The sequence below is a fragment of the Streptomyces sp. HUAS CB01 genome, assembly GCF_030406905.1.
Lineage (GTDB): Bacteria > Actinomycetota > Actinomycetes > Streptomycetales > Streptomycetaceae > Streptomyces > Streptomyces chengbuensis.
On record NZ_CP129137.1, the window covers coordinates 297,942 to 313,851 of the forward strand.

12 protein-coding genes and 2 pseudogenes are annotated in these 15,910 nt (G+C 71.3%); 6 read left to right on the forward strand and 8 right to left on the reverse strand.

Annotated elements, in window-relative coordinates:
• Positions 1-470: 470 nt before the first annotated feature.
• Positions 471-944 (forward strand): lamin tail domain-containing protein, encoded by a 474-nt coding sequence (locus QRN89_RS01440; protein WP_290347501.1) that lies wholly within the window; start codon positions 471-473, stop codon positions 942-944.
• A gap of 281 nt (positions 945-1,225) precedes the next feature.
• On the opposite strand, the pseudogene QRN89_RS01445 reads toward QRN89_RS01440, so the two are convergent.
• Positions 1,226-1,674: pseudogene (locus QRN89_RS01445) on the reverse strand (transposase); the annotation flags it as partial.
• A gap of 278 nt (positions 1,675-1,952) precedes the next feature.
• Between QRN89_RS01445 and QRN89_RS01450 the strand changes: the two are divergent.
• On the forward strand, positions 1,953-4,403 hold the full coding sequence (locus QRN89_RS01450) for a SpoIIE family protein phosphatase (protein WP_290347502.1): 2,451 nt from the start codon (positions 1,953-1,955) through the stop codon (positions 4,401-4,403).
• A 243-nt stretch (positions 4,404-4,646) separates the two neighbouring features.
• On the opposite strand, the pseudogene QRN89_RS01455 reads toward QRN89_RS01450, so the two are convergent.
• Together QRN89_RS01455 and QRN89_RS01460 are read right to left on the reverse strand one after the other, a co-directional pair.
• A pseudogene (locus QRN89_RS01455) lies at positions 4,647-5,878 on the reverse strand (RNA polymerase sigma factor).
• A gap of 8 nt (positions 5,879-5,886) precedes the next feature.
• Positions 5,887-6,294, reverse strand: a complete 408-nt coding sequence (locus QRN89_RS01460; protein WP_290347503.1) for a YciI family protein — start codon at positions 6,292-6,294, stop codon at positions 5,887-5,889.
• Between the two features lie 723 nt (positions 6,295-7,017).
• Here QRN89_RS01460 and galT point away from each other — a divergent pair.
• The 3 genes from galT to galK are packed head-to-tail and all read left to right on the forward strand — an operon-like array spanning position 7,018 to position 10,249.
• Positions 7,018-8,094 (forward strand): galactose-1-phosphate uridylyltransferase, encoded by a 1,077-nt coding sequence (galT, locus tag QRN89_RS01465; RefSeq protein WP_290347504.1) that lies wholly within the window; start codon positions 7,018-7,020, stop codon positions 8,092-8,094.
• Positions 8,091-9,056 (forward strand): UDP-glucose 4-epimerase GalE, encoded by a 966-nt coding sequence (galE, locus tag QRN89_RS01470; RefSeq protein ID WP_290347505.1) that lies wholly within the window; start codon positions 8,091-8,093, stop codon positions 9,054-9,056. Before galT ends, galE begins: the two co-directional genes overlap by 4 nt.
• The gene (gene galK / locus QRN89_RS01475; RefSeq protein ID WP_290347506.1) at positions 9,053-10,249 is read left to right on the forward strand and encodes a galactokinase; all 1,197 of its coding nucleotides are present in this window, start codon (positions 9,053-9,055) and stop codon (positions 10,247-10,249) included. Before galE ends, galK begins: the two co-directional genes overlap by 4 nt.
• Positions 10,250-10,453: 204 nt before the next feature.
• Here galK and QRN89_RS01480 read toward each other — a convergent pair whose 3' ends face one another.
• The 4 genes from QRN89_RS01480 to melC1 all read right to left on the reverse strand — a co-directional run bounded on the left by QRN89_RS01480 (position 10,454) and on the right by melC1 (position 14,009).
• Positions 10,454-11,302, reverse strand: coding sequence for a poly-gamma-glutamate hydrolase family protein (locus tag QRN89_RS01480; RefSeq protein ID WP_290347507.1), 849 nt, complete (start codon positions 11,300-11,302; stop codon positions 10,454-10,456).
• 520 nt (positions 11,303-11,822) lie between these two features.
• On the reverse strand, positions 11,823-12,398 hold the full coding sequence (locus QRN89_RS01485) for an AMIN-like domain-containing (lipo)protein (RefSeq protein WP_290347508.1): 576 nt from the start codon (positions 12,396-12,398) through the stop codon (positions 11,823-11,825).
• Between the two features lie 261 nt (positions 12,399-12,659).
• Entirely contained in the window at positions 12,660-13,478 is an 819-nt protein-coding gene (gene melC2, locus QRN89_RS01490) for a tyrosinase MelC2 (RefSeq protein WP_290347509.1), read from the reverse strand.
• Between the two features lie 33 nt (positions 13,479-13,511).
• Positions 13,512-14,009, reverse strand: a complete 498-nt coding sequence (melC1, locus tag QRN89_RS01495; protein WP_290347510.1) for an apotyrosinase chaperone MelC1 — start codon at positions 14,007-14,009, stop codon at positions 13,512-13,514.
• Positions 14,010-14,529: 520 nt separating this feature from the next.
• Between melC1 and cpt the strand changes: the two genes are divergently transcribed.
• Positions 14,530-15,051, forward strand: coding sequence for a chloramphenicol phosphotransferase CPT (gene cpt, locus QRN89_RS01500; RefSeq protein WP_290353535.1), 522 nt, complete (start codon positions 14,530-14,532; stop codon positions 15,049-15,051).
• Between the two features lie 56 nt (positions 15,052-15,107).
• On the opposite strand, the gene QRN89_RS01505 is transcribed toward cpt, so the two are convergent.
• Complete coding sequence (locus QRN89_RS01505; RefSeq protein WP_290347511.1) at positions 15,108-15,872, reverse strand: YqjF family protein; 765 nt, start codon at positions 15,870-15,872, stop codon at positions 15,108-15,110.
• Positions 15,873-15,910 lie beyond the last annotated feature (38 nt).

Genomic DNA, 15,910 nt, shown 5'->3' on the forward strand with positions numbered 1-15,910 from the left:
GTGCCGATGGGAACAGCGAGGGCCGTTACCCGACGGCGAGTTCCCGGATCGCGGCATGGTCGAGGCGGCCGCGATCCGGACGGCTCGGAATCCGCGCGCCGGCGCGAGCGTGGGCCATTCGTGCGAACCGCCGCGCGGTGGCGCTGTTACACAGCGGGCCGAGCCGGAAGGCGGGCGCGGAGAGGCGCAGCCGAAGGGGCGCGTGGGGCGCTGGAAACCGCTTGTTGTTGATCAGTGAACGGATCGGTGCAACAGGAAACCAATTCCGTTCGGGACGGATGCGAAGTACATGCCCCTTGCAGGCAAGAGTTACGGACATGTCCGCATTTCGTCATAGCGTCCGGTTTGCGTCTCGTCGGGTCCGCGACCAGGCCACAGTGAGGGCCCTCGGCAGCAAGCCGGGAACCCGAACCGCCGCACAAGGCCCCCGAACAGGACCTTGTCAGGCACGTCCACGAAGGGGCATCCACATGTCTGCTTCCCGCATCACCCGCCGCGTCGTCGCCACCGCACTCGCCTCCGGCGCACTGCTCGCGGCGGCCGCGCTGCCGGCGACCGCGGCCGACCACGACCGGCACCACGGCTTCCGGTCGACGGTCGTCATCGGACAGGTCCAGTACGACAGCCCCGGACGCGACGACCACTCCAACCGCAGCCTCAACGCCGAATGGGTCGAGGTCCGCAACACCGGCCGACACGCGGTCAACCTCCGCGGCTACACCCTCAGCGACCGCGACGGCAACCGCTACCGCTTCGACCACCTCCGCCTCAACGGACGCTCCAGCGTCCGCGTCCACACCGGCATCGGCCGCGACACCCGCACCGACGTCTACCAGGACCGCCGCAACTACATCTGGGACAACCGCGACACCGCCACCCTCCGCAACGACCACGGCCGCACCATCGACACCAAGTCCTGGGGCCGCTTCGGACACCGCCACTGACCCCACACCCCCGCAAACCCGAGGGCCGGCCGCACCACGCGACCGGCCCCGGGCCATTCCCCGAGCAGGGCGGGACAGTCGGCGACCAGCCCGGGTACCGATCGCCCATAGGCCGACGCCAGTTGCTCACCCCCACGGTGGCCGCACCCGTTCCCCCGACCAACTGCTCCCGTGCGTCGGTCCGTCGGCGAGGGTCACCGCAGCGTGGCGGTGTCGGCGCGGTGACCGCCCCCAAGGTCGACAGCAGCGGAGACATCGACTGGTGAACTGAGCCCTGCCGATCAGCTTCGTGCCCAGACGGAGATGCCGAGGTGGAGTGCGGCCTGATGGGCGATCGCGAGCTTGCGTGTGGTCGGGCACCGCCACCGCTTGAGGTGGCTGATGCACCGCTCGACGGTGCTCCGATGCTTGCGTGCCTCGAAGCCGGGTGGACGGCCGCCGAGTCGGCCTCGTCGCAGGCGGTGGCCGACTCGGCCGGACGGCTGTGGCATGACCGTCCGGATGCCCCGGCGCCGCAGTGGGCTGCGGATGGCACGTGAGGAGTACGCGCGGTCGGCCAGAACGGACAGGGGCCGGGTCCGGGCCTGCCCAGGCCGGTGCGGGGTACGCGGATGCGGGACTTCGCCGTCTCGCAGGCGGGTGCGTCACCTGTCTGGCCTGCGGTGACGGAGTCGAGGGGCCGTGGGCGGCCGTCTGCGGCCAGGTGGACCTTGGTGCGCAGTGGCGCCCGGCGGCAGGCGGCCGGCGAGGCCCTCGGACCCGCCTTCCGGAACCACCGGCTGTGATCAGCCTCTGCGGGCGAGCAGTTGCGGAGCCGGCCCGCGACCACTCACCGCTCCCCCGGTGGCGCCCGCCCCGGCACGGGCGGCTCGCGGCGGCCGTTGAACATCCTGCACCGCGTGCGGAAAGTGTTCGGTGATCACCCTCTGCGGTCAGAGTGGATCGCGTGTGCGGTTGTCGTCCGTCTTGCGGCACGGGATGCTGGGGAGCACGAAGGGAAGCGGTGCCATGGATCGTTTTCCGCATGCGGCAAACGTCGATTTCCACAGCCCCCTGGACCCCTCCAAGGCGGCCACCGCGGTGCTCGACGACCAAGGCCGCATCGTCGGGTGGGGGTCCTCCGCCCAGCGCCTGCTCGGGCATTCCGCCGAGGAGGCACTCGGCCGGTCGGCCGGCCGGCTGCTGGAGACGTCCTCCGGGCGCCGCCTGAGCGCCCTCTGCAAGGCCCACCAGTCCCGCAGCGTCGTCATGGACCTCTGCCACCGGGACGGACGTAGGGTGCGTGCGGTCGTGACGTTCTGCCCGCTGTCGCACCGGAACGGAGCCGCGACCGTCGTGATGGCTGCCGAACTGGACGCGCTCCGCAGCTGGGAGGCGCAGCTGGCGATGCTCCAGGGCCTGGCGACCGAGTCCCCCGTGGGCTTGACGATCTTCGATACCGATTCGCGCGTCGTCTGGGGGAACGTCTCCACGGATCTGGAGCTCGGGGGGATCGCCCAGTACACCGGCCGGTCGGCCGCGGATCTCTTTCCGGAGGGCGAGTTCATCTCCCGCCACCACCCCCCCGACGAGGACCAGGTGATACATCACGTGCTGACGACCGGGGAACCGATCATCGGCATGCACTACCGCGGGCGGGCCCCCGCCGATCCGGTGCGGGAGCACGTCTGGTCCTGCTCGTACCACCGGCTCGTGGACGCCCGGGGTGAGCCACTGGGACTGTTCGAGGAGTCCCTGGACATCACCGACCAGTACCGTGCCCAGGAACGGCTGTCGCTGCTGGTGCGGGCGGGAAAGCGCGTCGGCGCCTCGCTGGACGTGCGTCGTACGGCTGCGGAGCTCGCCGACGTGGCCGTACCGCAGCTGGCCGACGAGGTGCTGGTGGATCTGCCTCCGGCGGTCATGGAGGGACGGCAGCCGCCGACGCGCTCGGCGCCGGGGCACGGACTGCTGCGGATGCACGGACGGACCCCGGAGGAGTTCCGGACCAGCCCCGTCTCCTACCCGCCCTCGTCACCGCAGGCTCTGAGCCTTGCCACAGGCCGCTGCGTCGTCGGCGCCGCCACTCCCGAGGCACCGGGCGAGGCGGGGTCGAACGCCTCGCGCTCCTGCCTCTTCGTCCCGCTGCTCACCCGCGAGGCAGTCCTGGGCCTTGCCACCTTCCGGCGCGACAGCAACCCCGACCCCTTCGGCCCCGAGGAGCAGACACTCGCCATGGAGCTGGCGGAGCGGGCCGCCGTCGGCATCGACAACGCCCGCCAGTACACCAGCCAGCATGCGGCAGCGCTGGTACTGCAGCGAAGCCTGCTGCCACGGCACCTGCCCCAACTGAGCGCGGTCGACGTCGCGTACCGCTACCTGCCTGCCGACAGCCGCGTGGGCGTGGGCGGCGACTGGTTCGACGTGATCCCGCTGTCCGGGGCCAGAGTGGGACTGACGGTGGGCGACGTGGTGGGCCACGGTATGCACGCCGCAGCGACCATGGGCCGGCTGCGCGCCACCGTACGGACCCTTGCGCTGCTGGACCTGGACCCTGCCGAGCTGCTCACCCGGCTGGACGACCTGGTCGCGCAGGAGTCGGAGCCCGACGGGGACGACGGGCTGGGCGGCGAGACGATGGTCGTGACCTGTCTGTACGCGATCTACGACCCGGTCAGCGGCCGGTGCGTCTGGGCCAGCGCGGGCCATCCCCCGCCGCTGGTCGCCGACGCGAACGGCTCGGTGGCCATGTCCCCCTTGATTCCGGGGCCACCCCTGGGGCTGGGCGTTCTGCCGTACGAGAACGTCGAGCTGGACCTGTCCGACGGCAGCGTGCTGGCCTTCTTCACCGACGGCGTCGTGGAGGACCGAGGCCAGGACATCGACAGCGGAATCGACCGCCTGGCGGAGGTACTGACCTGGCAGCGATGCCCGTTGGAGGAGTTGTGCGACCGGGCGCTGTCGGCCCTGCCGCCCGGGCCGCAGGTGGACGACGCCACGCTGCTGCTCGTCCGCACGCGGCGGCTCGGCTCAGAGCAGGTGGCGGACCTTGAGCTGCCGTCCGATCCGGCCATGGTGTCCCACGCGCGTACCCTGACCGAACGTCAACTGAGCACCTGGGGCCTGTCCGAGCTCTCGTTCACTGCCGAACTCGTCGTGAGCGAACTGGTCACCAACGGCATCCGGTACGCCGGCGGACCGGTCGTGCTGAGGTTGATCAGGGATCGCTGCCTGCTGTGCGAGGTCTCCGACAGCGCACACACTGCACCACACCTGCGGCGAGCGCGCCGGGACGACGAGGGCGGCCGCGGGCTGTTCCTCGTCGCCCAGATGTCCCAGCGCTGGGGCACGCGGTACACGTCCTCCGGGAAGACGATCTGGGCCGAGCTGACCATTCCCAAGGAGCTCTGCGGGGATCAGGGGCAGGAGACGCCGCTGGACGCGGCCCGCGGCGATCAGCGGCTCGCCGGCCACGCGTGATCCCGCTGAGCGAGGGCGGCATCGCGCCCGCGGGCCCCTCTGCGTGCGATCTTGTCGAGCCCGCGACGACAGCGGGCGTACTCCCCCTGGCTGCGCCGGAGCCACTGCCCCGTTGCGTCGGCGAAGACGCCCGGGTCGGGCACCTCGGCGACCGAGGTGATCGAGGCGACCGAGCGGCGGGAGCCGGGCAGCAGGTCGCAGGCCGGGCGCGCCCAGTCCGTGGGAGGACCCGGGCGCGGCCCGTCAGCGGCTTCGGCGGGCGTTGAGCCGGGCGGCCTGGCGCGTCAGGTGGTCGCGTTCGGCGAGGTTGGGCGCGTTGTGGGCCGCCTCGGCGTACAGCCGTGCCGCCGTCGCCAGGTCGCCGTCGCGCTCGTGGAGGTACGCGGACACAGCGGCGCGGCGGGGCAAGGACTGTCCCTTGCTCGAAGAGCTCGGGGAGGAAGCGTCCAGCGCGGCGAGCGCTGCGAGGCCGGCGCGCGGTCCGTCGGCCTCGCCGACGGCGACCGCGCGGTTGAGCCGGACGACAGGGCTGTCGGTCAGGCGCACGAGTTCGTCGTACCACTCGACGATCTGCACCCAGTCGGTCTCCTCGGCGCTGGGCGCGTCGGCATGGAGTGCCGCGATGGCGGCCTGGGCCTGGAACTCGCCCAGCCGGTCGCGGGCGAGGGCCGCCTGGAGGATCCCGACACCCTCGGCGATCGACGCGGTGTCCCAGCGGCCGCGGTCCTGCTCGGCGAGCGGCACGAGGCTGCCGTCGGACGCGGTACGGGCGGCACGCCGGGCGTGGTGGAGCAGCATGAGGGCGAGCAGCCCGGCCACCTCGGGGTGGTCGATGCGGGCCGCGAGCTGCCGGGTGAGCCGGATGGCCTCGGCGGCGAGGTCGACGTCGCCGGAGTAGCCCTCGTTGAAGACGAGATAGAGGACGCGCAGCACGGTGGCGACGTCACCGGGCCGGTCGAAGCTTCCCCGAGCTCTTCGAGCAGGGGAGACCCCATGGCCGGAGACGATGCGCTTGGCCCGGCTGATGCGCTGCGCCATGGTCGCCTCGGGCACCAAATAGGCCCGGGCGATCTGCCGGGTGGTCAGCCCACCGACGGCACGCAGCGTGAGCGCGACCGCCGATGCCGGCGTCAGCGACGGGTGGGCGCACAGGAAGTAGAGCTGGTGTCGTCCACGGCGGGCGCCGGACCGGGCGCCGGCTCGTCCTCCACGCGGTCCTCACGCCGGCGGCGGGCAGCGTCCGAGCGGGCAGCGTCCAGGAACTTCCGCCAGGCCACGGTGATCAGCCAGCCCTTCGGGTCCCGCATGGGGCCGCCACCGCCCGAAGAGCTGGGGGAAGGGTCGGCCGCCCAGGCCCGGAGCGCCTCGACCAGAGCGTCCTGGACGGCGTCCTCGGCCGCCGCGAAGTCGGCTCCGCGGCGGACGAGGACGGTGAGCACGCTCGGCATGAGGCTCCTGAGCAGGACCTCGTCCATCGGTGATGTCACTCCGTGATGGTGGGCGGTGCGGTGAGGAACGGGCGCAGCTCCAGCCACTCGTGGATCGGCTTGCCGCCGGCCCCGGGGGCGGCCGACAGTTCCCCGGCCAGCTCGACGGCGCGCTCGTCACTGTCGACGTCGATGATCATCCAGCCGGCGATGAGGTCCTTGGTCTCCGCGAACGGGCCGTCGGTGACCGGCGGGCGCCCCTCACCGTCGTAGCGGACCCACGCTCCCTCGGGTGCGAGCGCTTGGCCTCCGACGAACTCGCCCGTCTTCTCCAGCCGGGCCGCGAAGTCGTTCATGTACTGCAGATGCGCCGAGATCTCCTCCGGGCTCCACTGGTCCATCGGTACGTCGTTGACCGATGCCGGGGCGCCGCGGTAGTGCTTCAGCAGCAGGTACTTGGCCATCGTGGTTCTCTCCTCGGTACTCCTGCGACCCGTTGTGGTCGCGTCCACCCCGGGGACGGAGCCGGACGCGGGTTCTCGACATCGCCGTCGGACTGTTTTTCGGGATCTCGTGGATGAGCCTGAGTGAGCGTCCTCCGCGGCGACATCTCGGCCCCGTTCCCCGCGCCGATGTCGTCGCCGAGGCTGACGCCATCGCCCGGAGCATCGGTGGGAGCCCCTGCGAGTTCTCTCCGATGGACCACGCCTTCGACCCCGTCGGCAACCTCGGCGACACCGCCGAACGGAAGCACCTTGCCGACTCAGCCGCTGCCCCACCACGACGACTTCGGCGAACGCCCGGAAGGACAGAGACAGCCCGGCTTCCCCGTTCCATGTGTCGAACCGGAGGAACGCGCAACAGACGCGTGGTCCGATCCGAACGATCTCCGCAACGCCTTCGAAGGACCGCCAGGAGAGCTCCGGGAAGGTGCTGAACCCGACGCCGGGGAAGAGTGGGTGGTCGGCGCCGGTACGGCCGTGCAGGTTGTCGGCCGGCGCCCGGCGGAACGTCTCCGTACGGCGGCGAGATCGTCGGCGTACGTACGCGACGGACGGCTCCGGGCATGCCGCAGGCGGGCTGCCGCAGCCTCCCGCCCACCCATCCCCCTGTTGACGAAGCTGTTGACTCATGATTGATTATGTTTGGTTCTGTTGCATTGATGGGGTCACGGAGGAGCGCTCCGCGTGAAGAAGACGGTCACCCGACTCGCCGACGGCCGAGAGCTGCTCTACTACGACTCCCGCGACGACGTCGTCCGCGACGACGTCGACCGCCGGCCGCTGGAGTCGACCGCCACCACGTCCGAGATCCGGCACGACCGGCTCCTCGGCGACGCCGTCGCCGTCGCCTCGCACCGCCAGGGCCGGACCTACCACCCGCCCGTCGGCGAATGCCCTCTCTGCCCGTCCCGCGGCGGGCGGCTCAGCGAGATCCCGGACAGTGACTACGACGTCGTCGTGTTCGAGAACCGCTTCCCCTCCCTCGCGGGAGGGAACGGTCGCTGCGAGGTCGTCTGCTTCACCCCCGACCACGACGCGTCCTTCGCCGCGCTCACCGAGGAACAGGCCGCGCTCGTACTGGAGGCCTGGACCGACCGCACCGCCGAGCTGGCGGAGCGTCCGCAGGTCAGGCAGGTCTTCTGCTTCGAGAACCGCGGCGCGGAGATCGGCGTCACGCTAGGCCACCCGCACGGCCAGATCTACGCCTATCCCTTCGTCACCCCCCGCACGGCGCTGATGCAGCGCTCCGTCGCCGCCCATCGCGCCGCCACCGGCCGCAACCTCTTCGACGACATCGTCGCGAGCGAGCTGGAGTCCGCCGCCCGGGTCGTGCTGGCGGGCGAGCACTGGGTCGCCTTCGTCCCGTACGCGGCGCACTGGCCCTACGAAGTGCACCTCTACCCACGGCGCCGGGTCCCCGATCTGCGGGCGCTCGACGACGCGGCGCGCACAGAGTTCCCACAGGTCTATCTGGAACTGTTGAGACGCTTCGACCGGATCTTCGGTGCGGACCAGCCGCCGACGCCGTACATCGCCGCCTGGCACCAGGCCCCGTTCGACGACGGCACCCACGACGGCGGTACGCGTGACGAGCGTGGCGAGCGCGACGACTTCGCGCTGCACCTCGAGCTTTTCACCGTCCGCCGAACTCCCGGAAAGCTGAAGTTCCTCGCCGGTTCCGAGTCCGGCATGAGCGTGTTCATCAACGATGTGCCGCCGGAGAGAGCGGCCCAGCGACTGCGAGAGGTGGCGAGCGAGTGAGCAAGTACCTGGTGACGGGCGGAGCCGGCTACGTCGGGAGCGTGGTGGCCGCGCACCTGCTGGAGGCGGGACACGAGGTCACCGTTCTCGACGATCTGTCCACGGGCTTCCGCGAGGCCGTCCCCGACGGCGCCGCCTTCGTGGAGGGCCGGGTCCAGGACGCCGCCCGGCATGTCGTGCCCGCGTACGACGGCGTCCTGCACTTCGCCGCGTTCTCGCAGGTCGGCGAATCGGTCGCGCAGCCCGGCAGGTACTGGGAGAACAACGTCGGCGGGACGATGGCGCTCCTCGCCGCCATGCGCTCCGCCGGGGTCCGCAGGCTGGTCTTCTCCTCCACGGCGGCCACGTACGGCGAACCGGTCTCCACACCGATCACCGAGTCCGACCCGACCGCGCCGACCAGCCCGTACGGCGCATCGAAACTCGCCGTCGACCACATGATCGGCGGCGAGTGCACCGCGCACGGGCTGGCCGCCGCGTCCCTGCGGTACTTCAACGTCGCCGGCGCGTACGGCGCCTGCGGGGAGCGCCACGAGCCCGAGTCGCACCTCATCCCGCTGGTCCTCCAGGTCGCGCTCGGCACCCGCGAGACGATCTCCGTGTTCGGCGACGACTACCCGACACCGGACGGCACCTGCGTGCGGGACTACATCCATGTCGCCGACCTCGCCGAGGCACATCTGCTCGCCATGGACGCGATCACCCCCGGGGAGCATCTCGTCTGCAACCTCGGAAACGGCAACGGCTTCTCCGTCCGCGAGGTCGTCGAGACCGTCCGCAAGGTCACCGGCCATCCGGTCCCGGAGGCCGCGGCCGCGCGCCGCGCCGGCGACCCGGCCGTGCTGGTCGCCTCCTCCACCACCGCGCAGGAACGGCTCGGCTGGACCCCGTCACGGCCGGACCTCGCCGGGATCGTCGCCGACGCCTGGGACTTCGCCCGCGCCCGGCGGGCCGAGGCATGAGCGTCGCCGAGAAGTTCCGGGAGCTGTACGGGTACGGGCCCGAGGGCGTCTGGGCGGCGCCGGGCAGGGTCAACCTGATCGGCGAGTACACGGACTTCAACGACGGCTTCGTCATGCCGCTCGCCCTCCCCCACACCGCGGTCGCGGCGGTGGCGCGCCGCACCGACGGGGTGCTGCGGGTCCACTCGGCCGACACCGGGGAGGGTGTCGTGGAACTGGCCGTGGACGCGCTCGAGCCCCAATCGGGCACGGGCTGGGCGGCGTACCCGGCGGGCGTCGTATGGGCGCTGAGGGACGCGGGACACCCCGTCACGGGCGCGGACCTCCATCTCGCGTCGACCGTGCCGACGGGTGCCGGGCTGTCGTCGTCGGCGGCCCTGGAGGTGGTCACGGCACTGGCGGTGAGCGAGCTGTACGGACTCGGCCTGCCGCCGGAGGAACTGGCGCGGCTGGCGCAGCGTGCCGAGAACGCCTTCGTCGGTGTGCCGTGCGGGATCATGGACCAGATGGCGTCGGCCCACTGCACCGAGGGTCATGTGCTGCACCTCGACACCCGTGACCTCGGACGCCGCCAGGTCCCCTTCGACCTCGCCGCGCACGGCCTGCGGCTGCTCGTCGTCGACACCCGCCTGAAGCACGCGCTCGGCGACGGCGCCTACGCCGAGCGGCGCGCCGGGTGCGAGGCGGGTGCCCGGGCACTGGGTGTGCGCACGCTGCGCGACGTGGACTACGGGCAACTGGACGATGTCCTGCGGATGTTGGCCGACCTGCCGACCGGGGCAGGGGCGGGGGCCGGTGCGGGGGGCTCCGGGCCGGCGGCCGAGCAGGTCGTCCGCTACGTCCGTCACGTCGTGACCGAGAACCACCGTGTGGAGCGGACCCTCGCGCTGCTCGACGCGGGCGACGTCCGCGGCGCCGGCCCGGTCCTCACCGAGGGCCATGCCTCGCTCCGCGACGATCTGCGGGTCTCCTGCCCGGAGCTGGACCTCGTGGTCTCGGCCGCGAACGCCGCGGGCGCATTGGGTGCCCGGATGACCGGCGGTGGCTTCGGCGGCTCGGCGATCGTCCTCGTCGAGACCGCGAACGAGGACACGGTGAGCAGGGCGGTGCTCGACGCCTTCGCGGCGGAGGGCCGCACGACGCCCCGGGTCTTCCCCGCCGTCCCGTCCGCGGGCGCCCGCCGGCTGCGGTGAGCCGCGCCGGACGGCCGGGCATCCGAGCCGGGGCGGGGCCGGAAGGGCCCGGTCCGCTGCGGACGGCGCCGGCTCGACGGTACGGAAACCGCCGCGCGCCGGCTGCCGGCCCGGGTATCGCGGTGACGTGAGGCCACGCAGGGCGCAGGCCCGGGTCATCGTTCCTGCGGTTCGGGCTCCGGGCTGGGGCCCGAACTCCGCGCATCAGAGGATGGCTTGGTCCGCACGAGCCTCCAGCCGGGCGATGGCCTTGCGCGCAGCCGCCACAAAGGCCGTGAACCTCTCGTTGGTGTGGGTCGGCCTGTCGAGCCGGGTGAAGTGCCCCTCGTCGAAGAGGCTTTGGCGCAGCTCCGTTGTCATCTCCAGCTGGGCGCCCTTGCGAAGCAGCGTCCTGTTGCAGATGTTCTCCGGGTTCTCACCGGCCAGGGCGGGGACGGTGGAGCCGTCGACGGTCTGGAAACCGGCGGCCTGGAACTCTTCGTGCAGACAGGTCTTGAAGGCGGTGTCGAGACCTCCGACGACGACGGCCTCCGGCTTCCCTGCGGGTGTGCCGGCCTGCTCCTTCCTGCAGCCGTGCAGGCTCAGCACGTTGAGGCTGCCCGCGGCCATGGACAGGGCGACCCGGTCGTCGTTGTTGGTCGAGGTGACGTGCAGGTCACCGTTGTCGGCCGACGCGATGCCCTCGAACATCCAGTAGTCGTGGGCCGGCCCGTCCGCGGGGGTGGCCGCGAGCGTCGCGGGATGGTACCCGGCTATCGCGAGGCACAGTTCGGACGTACCGCCTTCGATACCGCCACCGTGGAGGGCCATGATCGTGGTCCGGTTGAACGGGTATCTCTGGCCGTCGCTGACATCGGTCATCTCGTGGCGCTTGTAGCGGCGGGCGAAGAGCGTCCCCTCCTTCCCCGCGAGCTCGGTGTAGAGGTCGGTGTTGGACGAGTACAGGTCTGCCGCGGCGTGTGCGGGCGCAGCGGTGAGCGCGTCGAGGGCGGTGGCGCCGAGAGCAGCCCCGGCGAGGCCGGCAAGTACCGTGCGGCGGTTGGCGTAGGTCATGCCTTTCATGATCAGGCACAGGTGTTCCTCGCTCGGCCGAAACGCGTGGGAAGCGTCACGCTCCCGGTACCAGGCGCCGGTTCCGCCGCATCGGTTCAGTGGTCGTCCGCGTGCTCATCGGCTCGGGGAGGACCAGGGCTCGGTTCAGCGGCAGGAATCGTCCGGACCATCGATCCGCTCAAGACGAACATGCCCGAAGCCGGGACCTTGGCTTCGCGGCGCTCCAGCAGTTCGGGAATCCGGTGCCGCTGCTCGTGCACCACGATTCTGCACCGTTGGTCCTGCCGCTGTCGGTGATCCCGGCCGTCAGGCACGAGGACGCCGAGTTCCGGCTCCACGGCGCCAACGGCCTGATCTGCGCGGCACACATCGCGCTGCGCGCCGCGGAGTGGCGACGGACAGGGACCACCGGGCCGCGGGCGACGGCGCAGGACGTGGCCCGAAGCCCCGTGTTGCGGGCTACCACCGTTGCCCCGGCAGCGGCAGGCCCGTCCCTCGTCCCGAAGGTCGGGCCGTCCGGTCACCACTTGTGGGCGACGTCCACGATCAGTTTCCCGTCGGTCTGGAGCACCCGGAACGGCAGCCTGGCCCGGACGCCGAGCCCGACCTGGGTCTGGCCTTCGAAGCTCGCCCCGAACTTCGTGTCCTTGAACGTCCTGAAGCCGGAGAGGTCCACACCTGGCAGCGGCTTCCCTGCCCGCCCCGCGTACACCTGGCGCATCGTCTCGGGGTCGTAGCTGGGTGCGGAGACGAAGATCTGGAGTATGGCGCCCCCGCCCACGGGTATCGGGTCACCGGATCCGTCCTGGTGGAAGGCGTCGACATAGCCGACGTGGTGGCCCAGCGGGCCCTTCGCTCCGCTGACGTCGAAGACCATGCGGTCGAAGCAGGTGTGCTGCCCCACCCTGATGTCCGTCAGAGGTTCGGCGTTCCCGTGTGCCGCCGACTTGACGCCGCTGCCCCAGGCGGTCGAGCAGGCGTCGGCGGGGGCTGTCGCCGCGGTGGAGTGCGGGGCCGCTGCCGCCTGACCTGCCGAGGCCGCCAGGCCCGCTCCCGCGAGCAGAAGCGCCGCGACCAGTGCCCATGAACGTCGCATGTTCACTCCTCAGAATCGTTGGTGACGTGCGTGTGCGCGCAGTGAGACGGATGAGCAGCGCGCAGGTTGCTCCGCTCCCGGCTTTCAGCCGGCACACGGTCCGAAAATCCCCTGAGGGGCCCGAGGGACGGTGAACCACACCCCGCCCTCAGGGCGTTGCGCGTACCGGACGGCTCGGCGGAGCCGGGAGCCGCGGCGAGAGCGCCGGATGGCGAGCCGCGCACCGGCGAAAGGAGCGCGGCTCGTCCCCTCCTGCCGGCGTCAGCGGTACGTGTAGAACCGCGTGTGGTCGAGCATGTCCTGCGGTGTGACGTCGTTCCACGGTTTCATCGTGTCCCGCAGGGCGACGACATTGCGGGTGGACGAGACGGGGGCGTACGCGGACGCGGGATGGAGACGCTGCCAGTCGGCCCACAACTTGTCGATGAAACAGTGGTGGAGCCAGAACACCGGGTCGTTCGGCGACGCCCCTGTCGTCATCTGGCCTCCGACCCACACGTGCACCCGGTTGTGAAGGTTCGGTCCCTGCCAGCCCTCGACGCTGTTGCGGAAGCCGCCGGACCTGCTGTTCCACGGAGCAACGTCGTACGTGGGATCGGCCAGGACGGCGTCCACCTCGGCCCGGGTGGGCAGTTCACGGACGCCCACGCCGAGGGCGCGCCGCAGGAAGGTCCGGCCGTCGACCCGTATGTTCATGGGCCAGTTGCCCCCGGCGAAGGCGAACGGGCCCGTGGTGACCCGGCCGTCCCCGGTGCGGCCGTCCCCTCCCAGGAAGTTGTCCGCCCACAGGGAGCTGCGCGGTGTGCGGTCGACGGTCCAGTCCCAGTACGGGAGCGTGACGGTGGGACTGACGCTCTGCAGCGCCTGCTCGAACTGCAGCAGGAACCTGCGGTGCCAGGGGAGGAACGACGGTGAACGGTGTCCCGTGCGCTCGCCGGTGTCCGTGTCGCTGAGGATGAACGCGTTGTGGGTGGTGATGAACTCGTCGTAACGGCCCTGGCGCTTGAGTTCGAGGACTGCGTCGACGAAGTTCCTCCGCTCGGTGGCGGACAGGTCTGCCTGGTTCCTTCGGTCTGCCATGGCGATCCTTTTGTGGGGGGTTCGAAGGCGATGTCAGACGGTGACCGGCACCAGGGACGCGCCGTGCAGTTCGCGGACCGCGGCGCGGGCGGCGTCCCGCGGCGTGCGGTACTTCTCGTAGTGGTTGACGACGCTGATCCACGTTCCGTCGGCGTTCTGCATGACGTGCAGATCGTCGTCGTCCACGCGGACGACGAACGCGACGGGGTCTCCCGGCTCGCCGGCGGGCCGCCCGCCGGTGCCGTGGCCCGCGGGACCACCATGACCACCGTGACCGGCGTGACTCCCGTGACCGCCGTCGGCGGGCCTGCCCTCTATGTGCCGACCGAGGTACATCTCGTCGAAGGCCTCCGGCTCGGCAGCGGCAGCCTGCTCCGTGCCGTGGTTCGGTCGATTCGCGGCACGGGTGGTCGCGGCTGATCCGGTCCGTAAGCCTTTCGCTGCCGCGACGGTGGCCGGTGCAGCGATCACGGCGCCGGTCAGCGCGAGCATGGACACGCGGACCGCTTCGCGGCGGGTGGGACGTTGCACGATCTGCTCCTCTCGTCGGTCCGCCCCGGACCGGTTGGGGCCTGGGACGGAAGACACTTCAGCGCATGACGGGACGAGAAGGTCCCGTGCCGCCACATGGTGGCAGCGGCGCGCGTGGCACGAAGGGGTGCGCAGAGGCGGATCGTCACGAACGAGACAACATTACGTGGAAGGTACACCGTTCAACGGCGAAGATCTTCTCAGTGCACCGGTGCGGGGAAAGGGAGCGGACGGAAATCCGGAACTCGTCCACGGCGGTTTCCGCACATCCTTCCTGTGGGCCGCCCTCGACGGGCAGCCGCACGGGTGCCGGAAACTCGACGGGAATGGACGGGCGCCCGTCGCTTTCCCGGGTACGCGGTCCGGTTGGCCCGCGCGCGGTTCCCGGAGCGAGGCACGCACGGCCGGTACCGGAGTCGGCGGCAGGCGACACCGGCCGTCACGCGCTCGCAGCGGTCCGGACCGATATGCGTTTCGCGCCGTGGGGACAGCGGACTACCGTGGCGCGGTGACGACTCGGATGATCATTCTCAACGGTGGTTCCAGCTCGGGGAAGTCCGGGATCGTACGGTGCCTGCAAGCCGTACTGCCGGATCCTTGGCTGGCGTTCGGGTGCGACTCGTTCGTCGACGCCCTGCCCGCGAAGTTGCAGACCTCGGACGGCGGGATCGTGTTCGCCGCCGATGGCGGGGTGAGCGTCGGGGCGGAGTTCCGGGCCCTTGAGGCGGCCTGGACGGAGGGGATCGCGGCGATGGCTCGCGCAGGCGCCAGGGTCGTCGTCGATGACGTCTTCCTCGGCGGAGCGGCGTCCCAGCAGCGGTGGCAGAAGGCCCTGGGCGGGCTGGCCGTGTTGTGGGTCGGCGTCCGGTGTGAGAGTGCGGTCGCCGCAGACCGTGAGGTCGCACGAGGAGATCGCGTTCAGGGGATGGCCGCGTCCCAGGCGGATGTCGTCCACGACGGGGTGTTCTACGACCTGGAGGTGGACACGACGCGGACCGAGTCCATGGTGTGCGCGCGGACCATCGCCGCCCACGTCTGCTGATCGCCGTGCCGATTCCCGGGTGCCCGGCGGGCGACGCGGCCCTCACCCGTGGGCCGTCAGGGCGTGGGGATGCCGCCCTGCCGTGCCGGTCGGCCGAAACGGACCGGTACGCCCGGGGAGTACAGCACGCTGACCGGCGCTCCGGTGGCCGCCGGAAGTCCGGCCACGCGCACCAGGTCCTCGTCGCACCCCAGCAGGTCCGCGCGGTGGAGGGCCCAGCGCGGATGGGTGTTGGGCAAGTACAGCGACCGGTCGAAGAACGTGCTGTGCATGACCCAGCGCGCCGTCAGGAAGTGCTCCAGTTCCGTCGGTTCCTCGATGCGCTCCCCCACGCGTATCACGATCCGGCTGTGCGCCCCGCGGGGCCCCGGCCGGCGCCGGGTGCTGGTGTAGGTGAGGGTGTCGCCGTCGTGCTCGACGGACATCCGGGACCAGAAGTACGGCAGGCGGAAGACGGCGCGCGCGACCATGACCGGGATCAGACGGGAAGCGTCCAGCGACCGGAAGACCACACCGCGGCGGCCGTGAGCGTCGACGGAGTACAGCCGGACGTTGGTCTCGGGAAACGTGCCCAGATAGGGGACACCGGGGAGGCGGAACCAGCCCACCCGGTGCATACGGAAGGCCACCAGCCCGACGTAGGTGACGCCGTCCAGGGTGTCGGGGAACGTTCCCGCAGGCAGGAGCCCGGCCACGTCGGCGGGGTCCGCCGCCCAGTGCAGGAAGGCGAGGTCGAGCCACGACTGCGTGAGCAGGGGACGGGCTGTGTCTCCTGGCGGGTCCGGGGTGATGTCGTCCGGGGTTCGGCGGAGGGGCGTCACCGGGCCAGTGTCTCAGTCGCGTCGCGAGGGCGGTGCGT